14 protein-coding genes are annotated in these 16,464 nt (G+C 69.3%); all 14 read right to left on the bottom strand.

Translation table 11 applies throughout. The features are described 5' to 3' along the window. Nucleotides 1-20: 20 nt before the first annotated feature. Complete coding sequence (gene rpsG / locus O7617_RS15970) at nucleotides 21-491, bottom strand: 30S ribosomal protein S7 (RefSeq protein ID WP_007465317.1); 471 nt, start codon at nucleotides 489-491, stop codon at nucleotides 21-23. Nucleotide 492: 1 nt separating this feature from the next. Next, the gene (gene rpsL / locus O7617_RS15965; protein ID WP_007465318.1) at nucleotides 493-867 is read right to left on the bottom strand and encodes a 30S ribosomal protein S12; all 375 of its coding nucleotides are present in this window, start codon (nucleotides 865-867) and stop codon (nucleotides 493-495) included. Nucleotides 868-1,361: 494 nt separating this feature from the next. After that, nucleotides 1,362-1,799, bottom strand: coding sequence for a phage holin family protein (locus O7617_RS15960; protein ID WP_282264462.1), 438 nt, complete (start codon nucleotides 1,797-1,799; stop codon nucleotides 1,362-1,364). 678 nt (nucleotides 1,800-2,477) lie between these two features. Beyond that, nucleotides 2,478-2,846 (bottom strand): hypothetical protein, encoded by a 369-nt coding sequence (locus O7617_RS15955; protein WP_282264461.1) that lies wholly within the window; start codon nucleotides 2,844-2,846, stop codon nucleotides 2,478-2,480. A gap of 93 nt (nucleotides 2,847-2,939) precedes the next feature. Next, nucleotides 2,940-6,827 (bottom strand): DNA-directed RNA polymerase subunit beta', encoded by a 3,888-nt coding sequence (locus O7617_RS15950; protein WP_282264460.1) that lies wholly within the window; start codon nucleotides 6,825-6,827, stop codon nucleotides 2,940-2,942. A gap of 80 nt (nucleotides 6,828-6,907) precedes the next feature. Next, on the bottom strand, nucleotides 6,908-10,339 hold the full coding sequence (locus O7617_RS15945; protein ID WP_282264459.1) for a DNA-directed RNA polymerase subunit beta: 3,432 nt from the start codon (nucleotides 10,337-10,339) through the stop codon (nucleotides 6,908-6,910). Nucleotides 10,340-10,908: 569 nt separating this feature from the next. Then, nucleotides 10,909-11,298 carry a 50S ribosomal protein L7/L12 gene (gene rplL, locus O7617_RS15940; RefSeq protein ID WP_088987567.1) on the bottom strand — a complete coding sequence of 130 codons (390 nt, stop codon included), beginning with the start codon at nucleotides 11,296-11,298 and terminating at the stop codon, nucleotides 10,909-10,911. Between the two features lie 55 nt (nucleotides 11,299-11,353). Then, the gene (rplJ, locus tag O7617_RS15935) at nucleotides 11,354-11,899 is read right to left on the bottom strand and encodes a 50S ribosomal protein L10 (RefSeq protein WP_282264458.1); all 546 of its coding nucleotides are present in this window, start codon (nucleotides 11,897-11,899) and stop codon (nucleotides 11,354-11,356) included. A gap of 342 nt (nucleotides 11,900-12,241) precedes the next feature. After that, a complete protein-coding gene (locus tag O7617_RS15930) occupies nucleotides 12,242-12,931 on the bottom strand; it encodes a hypothetical protein (RefSeq protein WP_282264457.1) in 690 nt (229 codons plus the stop codon). Continuing rightward, nucleotides 12,928-13,812 (bottom strand): ABC transporter ATP-binding protein, encoded by an 885-nt coding sequence (locus O7617_RS15925; protein ID WP_282264456.1) that lies wholly within the window; start codon nucleotides 13,810-13,812, stop codon nucleotides 12,928-12,930. Before O7617_RS15925 ends, O7617_RS15930 begins: the two co-directional genes overlap by 4 nt. An 80-nt stretch (nucleotides 13,813-13,892) precedes the next feature. Continuing rightward, nucleotides 13,893-14,609, bottom strand: coding sequence for a 50S ribosomal protein L1 (rplA, locus tag O7617_RS15920; protein ID WP_088987563.1), 717 nt, complete (start codon nucleotides 14,607-14,609; stop codon nucleotides 13,893-13,895). Between the two features lie 78 nt (nucleotides 14,610-14,687). Further along, nucleotides 14,688-15,119 (bottom strand): 50S ribosomal protein L11, encoded by a 432-nt coding sequence (rplK, locus tag O7617_RS15915; RefSeq protein ID WP_282264455.1) that lies wholly within the window; start codon nucleotides 15,117-15,119, stop codon nucleotides 14,688-14,690. A 186-nt stretch (nucleotides 15,120-15,305) separates the two neighbouring features. Beyond that, nucleotides 15,306-16,028, bottom strand: a complete 723-nt coding sequence (nusG, locus tag O7617_RS15910; protein ID WP_278149140.1) for a transcription termination/antitermination protein NusG — start codon at nucleotides 16,026-16,028, stop codon at nucleotides 15,306-15,308. Between the two features lie 39 nt (nucleotides 16,029-16,067). Continuing rightward, nucleotides 16,068-16,460 carry a preprotein translocase subunit SecE gene (secE, locus tag O7617_RS15905; RefSeq protein WP_269682297.1) on the bottom strand — a complete coding sequence of 131 codons (393 nt, stop codon included), beginning with the start codon at nucleotides 16,458-16,460 and terminating at the stop codon, nucleotides 16,068-16,070. Between the last annotated feature and the right edge of the window lie 4 nt (nucleotides 16,461-16,464).

Genomic DNA, 16,464 nt, shown 5'->3' with positions numbered 1-16,464 from the left:
TGAGCGCCGGAACCAGGGTGTTACCAGCGGTAGTGCGCGAAGGCCTTGTTCGACTCGGCCATCTTGTGCGTGTCCTCGCGCCGCTTGACGGCGGCACCGAGGCCGTTGCTCGCGTCCAGCAGCTCGTTCATCAGCCGCTCGACCATGGTCTTCTCGCGCCGGGCGCGGGAGTAGGTGACCAGCCAACGCAGGCCCAGGGTGGTCGCCCGGGTCGGGCGGACCTCGACCGGAACCTGGTAGGTGGCGCCACCGACACGACGGCTGCGCACCTCGAGGGTCGGCTTGACGTTGTCCATCGCCCGCTTCAGGGTGACGACCGGGTCGGTGCCGGACTTCTCGCGGCAGCCCTCGAGGGCCGCGTACACGATGGACTCGGCGAGCTGACGCTTGCCGCGGAGCAGGATCTTGTTCACCAGCTGGGTGACCAGCGGCGAGTTGTACACCGGGTCAGCGACCAGTGGCCGCCGCGGAGCGGGTCCCTTACGCGGCATGTCAGCTCTTCTCCTTCTTCGCGCCGTAACGGCTGCGCGCCTGCTTGCGGTTGCGGACACCCTGGGTGTCCAGCGAGCCGCGAACGATCTTGTAACGCACGCCGGGGAGGTCCTTCACCCGGCCACCGCGGACGAGCACGATCGAGTGCTCCTGCAGGTTGTGACCGACGCCCGGGATGTAGGCGGTCACCTCGATCTGGCTGCTGAGCTTCACGCGAGCGACCTTGCGCAGCGCCGAGTTCGGCTTCTTCGGGGTGGTGGTGTACACGCGGGTGCACACGCCGCGCCGCTGAGGGGAACCCTTCAACGCCGGGGTCTTCGTCTTGGTCGTCTTCGCCTGGCGGCCCTTTCGGACCAGCTGCTGGATCGTGGGCACCGGGTTTCTCCGCTCCCTTCGGCCGCATCCGCGGCCGCGCCGTCTGCTCGTTAGCCGGCCTGATGACCGGCTCTCCTACATTCCGACCAGGGTCGCCTTGCGGAGACCCCGGCACCCGCGGTCGGGCGTGTCGCCCTCGTCACGGCTCCGTTGCGACGCTCTCGCGTGCGGACCGGAGTTTGTCACCGGTACGCGGGTCGCCCCGCCCCGGATCCTTGGCCTGTCGTGCCGCCGCTCGAAATCCCCAAACAGCGCACGCACGAGTTGCCCGGGCATGCCCGGGCACAAGGGGAAAGAGTACCTACCACAACCGCCCAGGTCAAAACGGAATGGCCCGGCGACTGTCTCACTCCGCCGGCCGGATCTCGCCCTGCCCCGTCGCCCGCGATGGGCACCTACGAAAACAAGTGTACCGGCTTCCCCGCGGGACCACCCGTCGGCCCCGGACCGGCACCGGGTTTGGACACGGAAGGGGGCGACGGCAGCGAACCCGCTCAGGCCAGCGCGAGGAGCAACGCCAGGCCCAGGCCGAGGAGGCTGAGCACCGCTCCCGCCACGCCGCAGCTGATCCCGGCCACCGCCAGACCACGGCCGGTGAAGCGGACGGCCGGAGGCGTGACCGGCCGGCGGATCTGCCGCTGGCCCAGCAGCCCGATGACGACCGCCGCCACGCCCGTCAGGACCCCGAGCACCGCGAACGCCCCGGAGGCCCACGCACCGCCCTCGTCCACGAAGGTCACGCCGAAGCAGATCACCAGAAGCGAGACCACTGCCGACGCGATGCCGGCCACCAGCGCCCCGATGGCCAGCCCGGACGTGACGGGCGCCACGTCCAGGTGCACGACACCGAACGGCGTACCCGGAACCGTCTCGACCCGCTTCGGCGGTCGGCGCTGGTCATCCGTGGGGGGTGGAACCGGATGCCCGACCATGCCACCCCAACCCGGCCCACGCCCCGGCGGCGGACCCCACCCGGGCGGGACACCAGGCCCAGACGACGGCGGACCCCACCCCGGCGGCACACCAGGCCCAGACGACGGCGGACCCCACCCCGGCGGCACACCAGGCCCAGACGACGGCGGACCCCAGCCTGGGGGCGGCGGGGTCGGCCCACCGGAGACCGGGTACGGCTGGTGGTAGCCGGTCGACGCGGGCGGGCCCCAGCCGGGGGGTGGTGCGGAGGACGGCGTTGGAGCCCAACCCGCAGGCTGCGGTGCGCCACCCGGGCCAGGCCGCTCCCAGCCACTCGGCGCAGGCGAGCCCGGCGCCGCAGAGGCGGGCGCGGAAGAGGTCGGCTCGGGCGGGCTCGACACAGCAGGGGCCGGCTCGGGCGCGGTCGGCGCGGCAGGGGCCGGCTCGGGCGCGGTCGGCGCGGCAGGGGCCGGCTCGGGCGCGGTCGGCGCGGCAGGGGCCGGCTCGGGCGCGGTCGGCGCGGCAGGGGCCGGCTCGGGCGCGGTCGGCGCGTCCGGAGGGGCGGCCGATTCGTCCGCAGGGGGCCGCGCCGGTTCCGTCACGAGGTCCTCCTGTCGAAAGGGCACCACCGCCGCACGGTGGACACCGGCCAGGCTACCGCCGAGGGCGCCGCGGCCGGGGCGCGGCCACCGGCCGGCTCAGTCCATGTTCGTCGGGTAGTCGTGGCCGAACGGCGCCCCGGCCAGCCGGACCACGCCGATCACCACCGCGGTGACCACGGTGACCGCGAACAGCACCAGGCCGGTCCAGGCCATCCGCTCCCCCCGCCGCAGCCAGACGGCACCGGTCAGAAAACCCCCCGAGGTGTACGCCTCACGGCGCGCCTGCCGGGCCAACTGCAGTGCCACCGTCGCGGGCACCACCCCCCCGATGAAGAGCCCGGTCAGCATGCCGAGCAGCCCCAGCGCGAAGACCGCCCGCGCCTTCGTGGCACGGGCCGGATCCGGGTCGAGAGGGTGACGTGGGTCGTGGTGCGCGACGGGCACCTGCCCGGGTGCGGTCGTCATCCCCCCATCATGCCGAAGTCGCAGCCGGGGTGGGTGGCTCCGGACACGACGAGGCCCCCGGCGGATACCGGGGGCCTCGTCGTGTGATGGTGCTTAGCGGTACGACCCGAAGTCGAAGTCGTCCAGCGGCACAGCCTGCCCGCCGGCCGGCCCGAACCCGTAGTCGGTCTCCGGGTACCCGGTCATCGAGTAGACCTTGGCCTTGGCCTCCTCGGTCGGCTCCACCCGGACGTTGCGGTACTTGCTGATGCCCGTACCGGCCGGGATGAGCTTTCCGATGATCACGTTCTCCTTGAGGCCGACCAGCGAGTCGCTGCGCGAGTTGATCGCAGCGTCGGTCAGCACCCGGGTGGTCTCCTGGAAGGAGGCCGCCGAGAGCCAGGAGTCGGTGGCCAGCGAGGCCTTGGTGATACCCATCAGCACCGGACGACCGGCGGCGGGCTCGCCGCCCTCCGAGACGAGTCGGCGGTTCTCCGACTCGAACAGCGCCCGGTCGACGAGCACACCCGGCAGGAACTCGGTCGAGCCGGAGTCGATGACCGTCACCCGCTTGAGCATCTGGCGGATGATGATCTCGATGTGCTTGTCGTGGATGAGCACACCCTGCGAACGGTAGACCTCCTGGACCTCACTGGTCAGGTGGACCTGGACCGCCCGCGGACCCATGATCCGCAGAAGCTCATGCGGGTCGATGGTGCCCTCGGTCAGCTTCTCGCCGACCGCGACGTGGCCGCCGTCGTGGGTCCGGAGCTTGACCCGCTTCGAGATCTTGTCGTAGACGATCTCGTCGCTGCCGTCGTCCGGCACCACGATGATCTTGCGCGAGCGCTCGCCGTCCTCGATCCGGATCCGGCCGGGGGTGTCGGCGATGGGCGCCTTACCCTTCGGGACCCGGGCCTCGAAGATCTCCTGCACACGCGGCAGACCCTGGGTGATGTCCTCACCCGCGACACCACCGGTGTGGAAGGTACGCATCGTCAGCTGCGTACCGGGCTCACCGATGGACTGGGCGGCGATGATGCCGACGGCCTCGCCGATGTCGACCGACTTACCGGTCGGCAGCGACCGGCCGTAGCAGGCCGCGCAGACGCCCAGCTTCGACTCGCAGGTGAGCACGCTGCGCACCCGGACCGTCTCCACGCCGGCGGCGACGATCTTGTCGACCCCGATGGAGTTGATGTCCTGGCCACGCTCGGCCACCACGGTGCCGTCCGGACCCTTGATGTCGTCGGCCAGCGTCCGGGCGTGCACGCTGGTCTCGGCGTGGGTGTGGACGACGAGCTTGCCGTCCAGCCGCTCGCCGATCTGCATCGGGATCGCCCGGTCGGTGCCGCAGTCCTCCTCGCGGATGATGACGTCCTGCGAGACGTCCACCAGACGACGGGTCAGGTAACCCGAGTCGGCGGTACGCAGCGCGGTGTCGGCGAGACCCTTACGGGCACCGTGCGTGGAGATGAAGTACTCCAGCACGGACAGACCCTCCCGGTAGCTGGCCTTGATCGGCCGCGGGATGATCTCGCCCTTCGGGTTGGCCACCAGACCACGGATCGCCGCGATCTGCCGGAGCTGAAGCAGGTTACCGCGAGCACCCGAGTTGATCATCTTCCACAGTGGGTTCTCCTGCGGCAGCGCGGTGTCCATCTCCTTGGCGACCTCGTTGGTCGCCTTGGTCCAGATCTCGATGAGTTCGCCGCGACGCTCCTCGGCGGTCATCAGACCACGCTGGTACTGCTTGTCGATCCGGTCGGCTTCCTTCTCGTACCGCGCCAGGATCTCCGCCTTGCGCGGCGGAGCGATGACGTCCTCCATGCCGATCGTCACGCCGGACCAGGTGGCCCAGTGGAAACCGGCCTCCTTGAGCCCGTCCAGGGTGGCGGCCAGGGCCACCTTCGGGAAGCGCTCGGCGAGGTCGTTGACGATCGCGGAGAGCTGACCCTTGCGGATCTCGTAGTTCACGAAGCGGTAGCCCTGCGGCAGCGTCTCGTTGAACAGCACCCGACCCAGGGTCGTGTCCACGGTCAGCGGCTCACCCTCGACCCAGCCCTCCGGGGCGGTCCACGGCTCGGCGCCGGCGCCGTTGTCGACACCGATCACGCCGTGCAGACGGATCCGCACCGGTGCCTGCAGGTGCAGCTCACCGTTGTCGAAGGCCATCCGCGCCTCGGCGTCCGAGCTGAACGCCCGGCCCTCGCCCTTCTCACCGGCGGTGAGATGGGTGAGGTGGTAGAGACCGATGACCATGTCCTGGGTGGGCATGGTGACCGGCTTGCCGTCGGCCGGCTTGAGGATGTTGTTCGACGACAGCATCAGGATCCGAGCCTCGGCCTGGGCCTCGGCGGACAGCGGCACGTGCACCGCCATCTGGTCACCGTCGAAGTCGGCGTTGAACGCGGTGCAGACCAGCGGGTGGATCTGGATCGCCTTGCCCTCGACCAGCTGCGGCTCGAAGGCCTGGATGCCCAGGCGGTGCAGGGTCGGCGCCCGGTTGAGCAGCACCGGGTGCTCGCCGATGACCTCTTCCAGCACGTCCCACACGACCGGGCGCTGACGCTCGACCATCCGCTTGGCGGACTTGATGTTCTGCGCGTGGTTGAGGTCCACCAGCCGCTTCATGACGAACGGCTTGAACAGCTCCAACGCCATCTGCTTGGGCAGACCGCACTGGTGCAGCTTGAGCTTCGGGCCGACCACGATGACCGAACGGCCGGAGTAGTCGACGCGCTTGCCCAGCAGGTTCTGGCGGAACCGGCCCTGCTTGCCCTTCAGCATGTCGGACAGCGACTTGAGCGGGCGGTTACCCGGGCCGGTGACCGGCCGACCACGACGGCCGTTGTCGAACAGCGCGTCGACGGCCTCCTGGAGCATCCGCTTCTCGTTGTTCACGATGATCTCGGGAGCACCGAGGTCGATCAGACGCTTGAGGCGGTTGTTCCGGTTGATCACGCGGCGGTACAGGTCGTTCAGGTCCGAGGTCGCGAAGCGACCACCGTCGAGCTGCACCATCGGGCGCAGGTCCGGCGGGATGACCGGGACGCAGTCGAGCACCATGCCGAGCGGCGAGTTGCGGGTGTTCAGGAACGCCGCGACGACCTTGAGTCGCTTGAGCGCCCGGATCTTCCGCTGACCCTTGCCGGACCGGATGGTCTCCCGCAGGCTCTCGGCCTCGGCGTCGAGGTCCATGTTCTGGACCAGCGCCTTGATCGCCTCGGCGCCCATGGAACCGGTGAAGTACTCACCGAACCGGTCACGCAGCTCGCGGTAGAGCAGCTCGTCGGTGACCAGTTGCTTCGGCTCCAGCTTGCGGAAGGTGTCCAGCACCTCGTCCAGGCGGTCGATCTCGCGCTGGGCCCGGTCGCGGATCTGGCGCATCTCGCGCTCTCCGCCCTCCTTGACCTTGCGCCGGACGTCCGCCTTGGCACCCTCGGCCTCCAGCTCGGCCAGGTCGGCCTCGAGCTTGGCGGCCCGCTTCTCGATCTCCGAGTCGCGGCTGTTCTCGGACTGCCGCTTCTCGGCCAGGATCTCGTTCTCGATCGTCGAGAGGTCACGGTGACGCGACTCCGCGTCCACGCTCGTCACGACGTACGAGGCGAAGTAGATGATCTTCTCGAGGTCCTTGGGGGCGAGGTCCAGCAGGTAGCCCAGCCGGCTCGGAACGCCCTTGAAGTACCAGATGTGGGTCACCGGAGCGGCGAGCTCGATGTGCCCCATCCGCTCACGACGGACCTTGGAACGAGTCACCTCGACGCCGCAGCGCTCACAGATGATGCCCTTGAACCGGACGCGCTTGTACTTACCGCAGTAGCACTCCCAGTCCCGCTGCGGACCGAAGATCTTCTCGCAGAAGAGCCCGTCCTTCTCCGGCTTCAGGGTGCGGTAGTTGATCGTTTCAGGCTTCTTGACCTCGCCGTGCGACCACTGACGGATGTCGTCGGCGGTGGCGAGACCAATGCGCAGCTCGTCGAAGAAGTTGACGTCGAGCACTATGTCCCCTATGTCGTCGTCTGTACTGCTAATTCTCGGGCGAGGTCGGGGGCCGGCAGACCGGCCCCCGACCGCTCACCTCAGACCTCTTCGACCGAGCTCGGCTCGCGCCGGGACAGGTCGATGCCCAGCTCCTCAGCGGCCCGGAACACCTCGTCGTCGGTCTCGCGCATCTCCAGGGCCACACCGTCGCTGGAGAGCACCTCGACGTTGAGGCACAGCGACTGCAGCTCCTTGAGCAGCACCTTGAACGACTCCGGGATGCCCGGCTCCGGGATGTTCTCGCCCTTGACGATGGCCTCGTAGACCTTCACCCGGCCGAGCACGTCGTCGGACTTGATCGTGAGCAGCTCCTGCAGGGCGTACGCGGCGCCGTACGCCTGCATCGCCCAGCACTCCATCTCACCGAAACGCTGACCACCGAACTGCGCCTTACCACCCAGCGGCTGCTGCGTGATCATCGAGTACGGGCCGGTCGACCGAGCGTGGATCTTGTCGTCGACCAGGTGGTTGAGCTTCAGGATGTAGATGTAGCCGACCGCGATCGGGTCCGGCAGTGGCTCACCGGAACGACCGTCGAACAGCTGCGCCTTGCCGCTGGAACCGATCAGCTGGTTGCCGTCACGGTTGGGCAGCGTGGACGCCAGCAGGCCGGAGATCTCGGCCTCGCGGGCACCGTCGAAGACCGGGGTGGCCACGTTCGTGTCCCCCTCGGACTCGTGCGCGTCGATCGAGCGCAACTGCCGCTTCCACTCGGTGTCGTCGCCCTCGACCTTCCAACCGGTCTTGGCGACCCAACCGAGGTGGGTCTCCAGCACCTGGCCGATGTTCATCCGGCTCGGCACACCCAGCGGGTTGAGCACGATGTCGACCGGGGTGCCGTCCTCCAGGAACGGCATGTCCTCGATCGGCAGGATCTTCGAGATGACGCCCTTGTTGCCGTGCCGGCCGGCGAGCTTGTCGCCGTCCTGGATCTTGCGCTTCTGGGCGACGTAGACCCGCACCAGCTCGTTGACACCCGGCGGCAGCTCGTCGCCGTCCTCGCGGGAGAAGGTACGCACACCGATGACCGTGCCGGTCTCGCCGTGCGGCACCTTCAGCGAGGTGTCGCGGACCTCGCGCGCCTTCTCACCGAAGATCGCGCGGAGCAGCCGCTCCTCCGGGGTCAGCTCGGTCTCACCCTTGGGCGTGACCTTGCCGACCAGGATGTCACCGGGGACGACCTCGGCACCGATCCGGATGATGCCGCGCTCGTCGAGGTCGGCGAGCATCTCCTCGCTGACGTTCGGGATGTCGCGGGTGATCTCCTCCGGGCCGAGCTTGGTGTCCCGAGCGTCGACCTCGTGCTCCTCGATGTGGATCGAGGTGAGCACGTCCTGCTGCACGAGGCGCTGCGACAGGATGATCGCGTCCTCGTAGTTGTGCCCCTCCCAGGTCATGAAGGCCACGAGCAGGTTGCGCCCGAGTGCCATCTCGCCCTCGTCGGTGCACGGCCCGTCGGCGATGACCTGACCGGCCTCGACGCGGTCGCCCTCGAAGACCACCGGCTTCTGGTTGACGCAGGAGCCGGCGTTGGAGCGGCGGAACTTGTGCAGCAGGTACGTCCGGCGGTGGCCGTCGTCCTGGTGGATGGTGACGTAGTCGGCGCAGAGATCCTCGATCACACCGCCGACCTCGGCGACGACCACGTCGCCGGCGTCGACAGCGGCCCGGTACTCCATGCCCGTGCCCACCAGCGGCGCCTCGGCCTTGACCAGCGGCACCGCCTGGCGCTGCATGTTCGCGCCCATCAGTGCCCGGTTGGCGTCGTCGTGCTCGAGGAACGGGATCATGGCGGTCGCGACCGAGGTCATCTGCCGCGGCGAGACGTCCATGTAGTCCACGGCGCCCGGCGCCACGTCCTCGGTCTCGCCGCCCTTACGACGGACGAGGACCCGGTCCTCGGCGAACGTCCCGTCAGCCCGCAGCGGCGCGTTGGCCTGGGCCTTGACGAAACGGTCCTCCTCGTCCGCGGTCAGGTAGTCGATCTGGTCGGTGACCCGACCCTCGACGACCTTCCGGTACGGCGTCTCGATGAAGCCGAACGGGTTGACCCGGGCGAAGGTGGACAGCGCGCCGATCAGACCGATGTTCGGGCCTTCCGGCGTCTCGATCGGGCACATCCGGCCGTAGTGGGACGGGTGCACGTCGCGGACCTCGAAGCCGGCCCGCTCCCGGGACAGACCACCCGGGCCGAGCGCGCTCAGCCGCCGCCGGTGGGTCAGGCCCGCCAGCGGGTTGGTCTGGTCCATGAACTGGGACAGCTGCGACGTCCCGAAGAACTCCTTGATCGCCGCCACCACCGGGCGGATGTTGATCAGGGTCTGCGGGGTGATCGCCTCGACGTCCTGCGTGGTCATCCGCTCGCGGACGACCCGCTCCATGCGGGACAGGCCGACCCGAACCTGGTTCTGGATCAGCTCGCCCACGGTGCGCAGACGACGGTTGCCGAAGTGGTCGATGTCGTCGGCCTCGTAGCCCTCCTCACCGGCGTGCAGCCGGCAGAGGTATTCCACGGTGGCGACGATGTCGTCCTCGGTCAGCGTGCCCGTGGTGATCGGCACGTCGACTTCGAGCTTCTTGTTGAACTTGTAGCGCCCGACCTTGGCGACGTCGTACCTCTTCGGGTTGAAGAAGAGGTTGTCGAGCAGGGTCTGGGCGTTCTCGCGCGTCGGCGGCTCGCCAGGGCGCAGCTTGCGGTAGATGTCGAGCAGCGCCTCGTCGGCGCCGGCGATGTGGTCCTTCTCGAGCGTGGTCATCATCAGCTCGGACCAGCCGAACCGCTCACGGATCCGCTCGGCCGACCATCCGATGGCCTTGAGCAGGACCGTGACGGCCTGCCGACGCTTGCGGTCGATGCGTACGCCGACCGTGTCGCGCTTGTCGATGTCGAACTCCAGCCAGGCACCCCGACTCGGGATGACCTTGACGCTGGAGAGGTCGCGGTCGGAGGTCTTGTCCGGCTGCTTGTCGAAGTAGACGCCCGGGGACCGGACGAGCTGGCTGACCACGACGCGCTCGGTGCCGTTGATGACGAAGGTGCCCTTGGGCGTCATCATCGGGAAGTCACCCATGAACACCGTCTGGCTCTTGATCTCGCCAGTGGTGTTGTTGGTGAACTCCGCGGTCACGAAGAGCGGAGCGCAGTAGGTCAGGTCCTTCTCCTTGCACTCCTCGATCGAGGCCTTGACCTCGTCGAAGCGCGGCGCCGAGAAGGAGAGTGACATGGTGCCGGAGAAGTCCTCAATGGGACTGATCTCTTCAAGGATCTCCGCGAGACCCGAGCGTGCGTGCGGGTCGTCCGCCGACCGGCCCTGCCAAGCCTCGTTGCCGACGAGCCAGTCGAAGGACTCGTTCTGGATGGCAAGGAGGTTGGGGACCTCGAGGTGTTCGGTGATCCTGCCGAATGAAACTCGGCGGGGAGCGAATGCGCTCGACGTACGACTGGTCTTCGCAGGGCGGGAAGCTGCCAAGATGCGTCCTTCCGAGGACCGGTGCTGCAGAACGGCTGGTACGCGTGCACTCCAATGACCCCACCAGAATTATCCGTAAACGGACATTTCCGAGCAGGGGTCAAGTCGGAAGGCAGCGCAAACTAGCAGTGTAGCCGAGAGGCTAACCGCTGTCCAGCCCACCCCGCAGGTCGTTTGCGGAACGCGCCTCGGCCCCCCTCAACCGGGGTCTGCCGGGCCGCTCAGAACGCAACTCCCCACTGGGCCGCTCGGGTGACCGCGACCGATGGTGCCGTCGCTGTCATACCCACATCGTGGCCGTCGCAAGCGCGGTGTCTTGCTGGTGTCAGCGTGCCTGGCAGCCCGGGGCCGCGTCAAGGGCCGGTATCCGGGTCGTCACTTCTTTCCTGCTGGCGGGCGACCCGCCGCGCTCCTCGGGGTCCCGCACGCCGGTCGTCGGAGCCCAGCTCAGGGCCGGTCCGCGCCGCATCCACCAACACGGCGGGCGGCGATCCGTGTCGGATCACCGCCCGCCGTGACGCGATTCGTGTCCCGGCTCACGAGCCGGGTACGCGCAGGTGGAGCTCAGGTCACTTGAGGGTGACCTTGGCGCCCTCACCCTCGAGCTTGGCCTTCGCCTTCTCGGCGGTCTCCTTGTTGACCTTCTCCAGGATGGCCTTCGGCGCGGACTCGACCGCGTCCTTGGCCTCCTTGAGGCCCAGGCCGGTCAGCTCACGCACGACCTTGATGACCTGGATCTTCTTGCCACCGTCGGCGTCGAGGATGACGTCGAACTCGTCCTTCTCCTCCTCGGCCGGGGCAGCAGCGCCACCGGTGGCACCGCCGGCCGCGGCAACCGCGACCGGAGCGGCAGCGGTGACCTCGAAGGTGGTCTCGAACTGCTTCACGAACTCAGAGAGCTCGATCAGCGTCATCTCCTTGAACGCGTCGAGCAGCTCGTCGGTGCTGAGCTTCGCCATGTCTGGCGTCCTTTCCTAATGCTGATAAGTAAGAACTGGTGCGCCGTGGAAGCCCTCAGGCCGCCTCGGCGCCCTCCTTCTCGCGCTTGTCCTGCAGTGCAGCCGCCAGACGGGCGGTCTTCGACAGCGGGGCCTGGAACAGGGCCGCGGCCTTGCTCAGGTTGCCCTTCATCGCGCCGGCCAGCTTGGCCAGCAGCACCTCGCGGGACTCCAGGTCGGCGAGCTTCGTGACCTCGGCCGCGGAAATGGCCTTGCCCTCGAAGACACCGCCCTTGATGACGAGCTTCGGGTTGGCCTTCGCGAAGTCGCGAAGCCCCTTCGCCGCCTCGACGACGTCGCCCGAAACGAAAGTCAGCGCGGTAGGACCGGTGAACAGCTCGTCGAGGCCGGTGATGCCCGCGTCCGTCGCAGCACGCTTGGCCAGCGTGTTCTTCGCGACCATGTAGCTGGTGTCGGCGCCGAGCGAGCGCCGAAGCTGGGTGAGCTGGGAAACCGTCAGACCGCGGTACTCGGTCAGCACGGTGGCGCCCGAGCTGCGGAAGCTCTCGGTCAGCTCAGCGACGGCCGTGGCCTTGTCGGCCCGGATCGGCTTGTCCGCCATGTCCCTCCTCTCTCGTTACTCGAGGCTGGCCCCGTCACGGCCGAAGCCGGAACGGGAGCGGAGGCAGCGCGACAACGAAAAAGCCCCGGCGCAGGGCGCACGGGGCGAGGGCCGGCGGATCGTCACGGTCGGCGGACCATGCTCACTGCCGAGTTACGCTTGCCGCCCTGCGCGGGTCGCCCGTTGTCGCGGGACCTTCGACCGTGCCGAAGCACGGTGACCAGCGGTCTCTGGGTGGTTCGCCATCCATGAGAACACGGATGACGTTTGAAGAGTACGCGCCCGGGCCACCAGCACCAAATCGCGCCTGGTGAGCCACGTCACCGACGCCGACGTCGGTGGTCAGCCCCGGGCCCGCCGCCGCCACAGATAGCCGCCGACGACCACGGCGCTCCAGGCCACCGCCCACATGCTCAGCCCGACCAGGGTGAGCGCGGCGGCGCCCCCTCCGGTGGCGCGGGCGGCGGCCATGATCGGCGGTGCCAGCCAGGGAACCACCGAGCCGCTCAGGCCCAGCACCACCGCGCCGACGCCGCCGAGGGCCAGCACCGCGACGCCGTACCCGGCCCCGCCCACCGACGCCCGGCTGGCCAGCGCGCCGAGGGCGACCGCAGCGGGTACGGCCACCAGGTGCGCCCACAGCCCCAGCGCGAGCCCGACCGGGATCGACCGGTCCCCCGGCTCGACCGGGCCGGAAACCCCACCGACCAACCAGGGGAACAGCAGCCCGACGCCCACCGTCACCAGCGCTGCCACACCGGCGGCGAGGAGACCCGCCGACCGCTCCCGGGCCACCCCGACCGCCACCTGTGCCAGCCGGCGCTGCACGTCCGGCTCCACGTCCAGGAGGATCTTGGTCTGCCAGGCGATGACCGGGAAGAGGACCACTGCCGAGACGCCGTACGCCTCCGCCGGCTGGGCACGACCGCCGCCGTAGAGGAGGCCGAGCGTCACGAGGCCGGCGAGCAGCGGCGCGACCGCGCGGCCGGTCCGCAGGAAACCCGCCAGCCGCATCCGGATCAGGGCGTTCACCGGGCCTCCCCCGCCGCCGGCTCGACCACCGCGTCGGCGGGTTGCCCCGCTGCCGGTTCCCCGACCACCGAGGACGGCGGCTCGCCGGGTCGGGCGGCACCGGCCTCCGGCGACGGCTCGCCCGGTCGCGCCGGAGCTGCGGCGGTGGGGGCGTCGACGCGTACCCGCAGAATGTGATGCCCCTCGGCGCGCAACCGGGCGACGGTGCCGGCGGCCCGCGCGGCCGGAACCGCGACCTCGACCACCGCGAGCGTCTCGTCCGCGGCGGACTTCTCCTCGGTCAGCGAACCGTCGGCCACCAGCCAGCGGCGCGCGGCCGGCAATCGGACGGTCTCCCCCCGGTGGTCGCTGACCAGGACGGACCCCCCGGCGGCGAGCACCTCGTCGATCAGCTCGGGCACCAGCTCGCGGGTGGCGGCGTCCAGCCCCTCCCACGGTTCGTCGAGCACCAGCAACCCCGGAGGGCGCAGCATCGCCTGGGCCAGGCCCACCTTCTGCGCGGTGCCCTTGGACAGCTCCGGCAGCCGGACCGAGCGGAAGGCGGAGAGCCCGAGCCGGTCGGTCCACGAGGCCACCGCCTCGTCGGCCGCCGCCCTGCCCAGCCCGGCCACCCGAGCCATCCCGGTCAGGTAGCGAGCCACGGTGAACGGCTGGTCGGCCGGAAAGCGCTCCGGCACCCAGCCCACCCGCGCGGGCCGATCGGTGACCCGGCCCCGGCCCGGCCGCAGCACTCCGGCCGCGACCTGGAGCAGTGTGGACTTGCCCACCCCGTTGCGGCCCAGCACGACCGCGACCTCGCCCGGACCGATCCGCACGTCGACACCGTGCAGCACCCACGGCCCCCGCCGGTGGTACCGCAACCAGACGTTCTCCAGCCGCATGGCGTCGAGCCTGCCACACCATGAACGCGCCGGGGCGCCGCCACAGTCGTGGCGGCGCCCCGGCGGAGCGAACTGTCGGCTCAGGCCTCGGCCGAGTCCTCACGGAGGTTCTTCACCAGGTTCGGGTCGACCGGGACGCCCGGGCCCATCGTGGTGGTGAGGATGACCTTGCGGAGGTACTTGCCCTTGGCCGCGGACGGCTTGGCCCGCAGGACCTCGTCGAGCACCGCGGCGTAGTTGTCCACCAGCTGGTTCTCCGTGAAGGATGCCTTGCCGATGATCAGGTGCAGGTTGGAGTGCTTGTCCACCCGGAAGGTGATCTTGCCGCCCTTGATGTCCTGCACCGCCTTGGTGACGTCCATGGTCACCGTGCCGGTCTTCGGGTTCGGCATGAGACCGCGCGGGCCCAGGATCCGCGCGATCCGGCCGATCTTGGCCATCTGGTCCGGCGTGGCGATCGCCGCGTCGAAGTCGAGCCAACCACCCTGGATCCGGGCGACCAGCTCGTCGGTGCCCACCTCGTCGGCACCCGCCGCGGCGGCCTCTTCGGCCTTCGCGCCACCGGCGAACACGATCACGCGGGCGGTCTTACCGGTGCCGTGCGGCAGGTTGACCGTGCCGCGGACCATCTGGTCCGCCTTGCGGGGGTCGACGCCGAGGCGCATGGCGACCTCGACCGTGGCGTCGAACTTGACGTTGGTGGTCTCCTTGGCCAGCTTCACGGCCTCGGCGGGGGTGTAGAGCTTCGACCGGTCGATGACGTCGGCGGCCTTGCGGTAGCTCTTGCTGCGCTGCATTGCTGATTACTCCTGTGGTCTCTGGCGGGCCGCTCGGCGCGGGCCCTCCCACGGTCGGGTCGACGGCCTGGGCCGACGTCAGTCGTTGACGGTGATGCCCATCGACCGGGCGGTGCCGGCGATGATCTTCTCGGCCTGCTCGATGTCGTTGGCGTTGAGGTCGGCCATCTTCTTCTCGGCGATCTCACGGAGCTGGCCGCGGCTGACCGAGCCGACCTTGTCGGACTGCGGAACACCCGAGCCCTTCTGCACACCGGCGGCCTTGAGCAGCAGCCGGGCGGCGGGCGGGGTCTTCAGCACGAAGGTGAAGGACCGGTCCTCGTAGACGCTGATCTCGGCGGGGACGATGTCGCCCCGCTGGGACTCGGTCTGCGAGTTGTAGGACTTGCAGAACTCCATGATGTTCACGCCGTGCTGGCCGAGCGCGGGGCCGACCGGCGGGGCCGGCGTGGCCTGGCCCGCCGGCAGCTGAAGCGTGAACGTCTTGACGAGCTTCTTCTTCGGAGGCATGTCACTTCCTGGGGCTTGGAGCTGGGAAAATGCGGCTGTCGCCGCCCTCGGAGCGCGCACGGTCAGCGCGGTGCGACAGCGGCGACATTCAAGAGTAGCGCAGGCCGCAGCCCGCTCGTCCGCCGAGGTCGAGCGGGAGGGCTACGCCGACGTCGGCGACGGGTCGGGCCCGCCGCCGACGACCAGTCAGATCTTGGCGACCTGGTTGAAGTTGAGCTCCACCGGGGTCTCCCGACCGAAGATCGACACCAGCACCTTGAGCTTCTGCTGGTCGGCGTTGATCTCGCTGATCGTGGCCGGCAGCGACGCGAAGGCGCCGTCGGTGACGGTGACGGAGTCGCCCACCTCGAAGTCGAGGACCTTGACCTCCGGCTTCGCCTTCTTCTGCTCGGTCTCGACGGCCGGTGCCAGCCACTTCAACACCTCGTCGAGGGAGAGCGGGGCGGGCCGGTCGGCCCGGTCGGTCGCGCCGACGAAGCCCGTCACACCCGGGGTGTTGCGCACACACGAGTAGGACTCGGCGGTCAGCTCCATCCGGACCAGGATGTAACCCGGGAAGACCTTGGCCTGGACCTGGGAACGCTTGCCGTTCTTGACCTCGACCTCTTCCCGGGTCGGCACCTCGACCTGGTAGATGAAGTCCTCCATGTCGAGGCTCGTGATCCGGGTCTCGAGGTTGGTCTTGACCTTGTTCTCGTAGCCGGCGTACGAGTGCACCACGTACCAGTCGCCAGGCGCGTAACGCAGCTTCTGCCTCAGCTCGGCGACCGCGTCGTAATCCTCGTCCGGTGCGGGCTCGGTCGTTGGGAACTCCGGCTCGCTGGCGGCCTCAACCGACTCGTCACCAGCCGCCGTCGCGACCGTGGACTGCTCGTCCACCGGTCCGGCGGTCTCGTCGTACTCAGGCACGCTCGCTCACTTCCGTCACTATCGGCTGGAGGCAGCCGGTCAGTCCGAGTTGCCGAAGACAAACAGCACGACCTTGGCGAAGCCGTAGTCCAACACACCGACGATCGTCAGCATCACCGCGACGAACGTCACCACCACGGCGGTGTAGGTCAGCAACTCCTTGCGGGTCGGCCAGATGACCTTACGCAGTTCGGCTACGACCTCGCGGAAGAACCGCGCGATGCGGCCGAACACGCCCACCCGACCCGTTTCCGACCGGGTGGTCGGTCGGCTGTCCGCCGACTCCGCCCGTGCGCGCGACCGCGTGGCGGTGCCGCCCCGGGAAACCGGCTCGTCCGCGCCGGTGGCGTCGTCGTCGGCCACGTCGTCGACGATCTCGTCATCCAGACGATCGTCGCCGGCGTCCTCGCCGTGCCGCTTGTTGTCGGCCACTTCG

The organism is Micromonospora sp. WMMD1155, assembly GCF_029581275.1.
Lineage (GTDB): Bacteria > Actinomycetota > Actinomycetes > Mycobacteriales > Micromonosporaceae > Micromonospora.
This window is presented reverse-complemented; position numbering and strand designations above follow the sequence as displayed.

Bases quoted from the DNA above. Each gene is read 5' to 3' on its own strand.
- rplJ (WP_282264458.1), bottom strand. From the start codon at position 11,899: ATGGCGGACAAGCCGATCCGGGCCGACAAGGCCACGGCCGTCGCTGAG.
- rplK (WP_282264455.1), bottom strand. From the start codon at position 15,119: ATGCCTCCGAAGAAGAAGCTCGTCAAGACGTTCACGCTTCAGCTGCCG.
- O7617_RS15925 (WP_282264456.1), bottom strand. From the start codon at position 13,812: ATGCGGCTGGAGAACGTCTGGTTGCGGTACCACCGGCGGGGGCCGTGG.
- rplL (WP_088987567.1), bottom strand. From the start codon at position 11,298: ATGGCGAAGCTCAGCACCGACGAGCTGCTCGACGCGTTCAAGGAGATG.
- O7617_RS15960 (WP_282264462.1), bottom strand. From the start codon at position 1,799: ATGGTCGGGCATCCGGTTCCACCCCCCACGGATGACCAGCGCCGACCG.
- O7617_RS15955 (WP_282264461.1), bottom strand. From the start codon at position 2,846: ATGACGACCGCACCCGGGCAGGTGCCCGTCGCGCACCACGACCCACGT.
- rpsG (WP_007465317.1), bottom strand. From the start codon at position 491: ATGCCGCGTAAGGGACCCGCTCCGCGGCGGCCACTGGTCGCTGACCCG.
- rplA (WP_088987563.1), bottom strand. From the start codon at position 14,609: ATGCAGCGCAGCAAGAGCTACCGCAAGGCCGCCGACGTCATCGACCGG.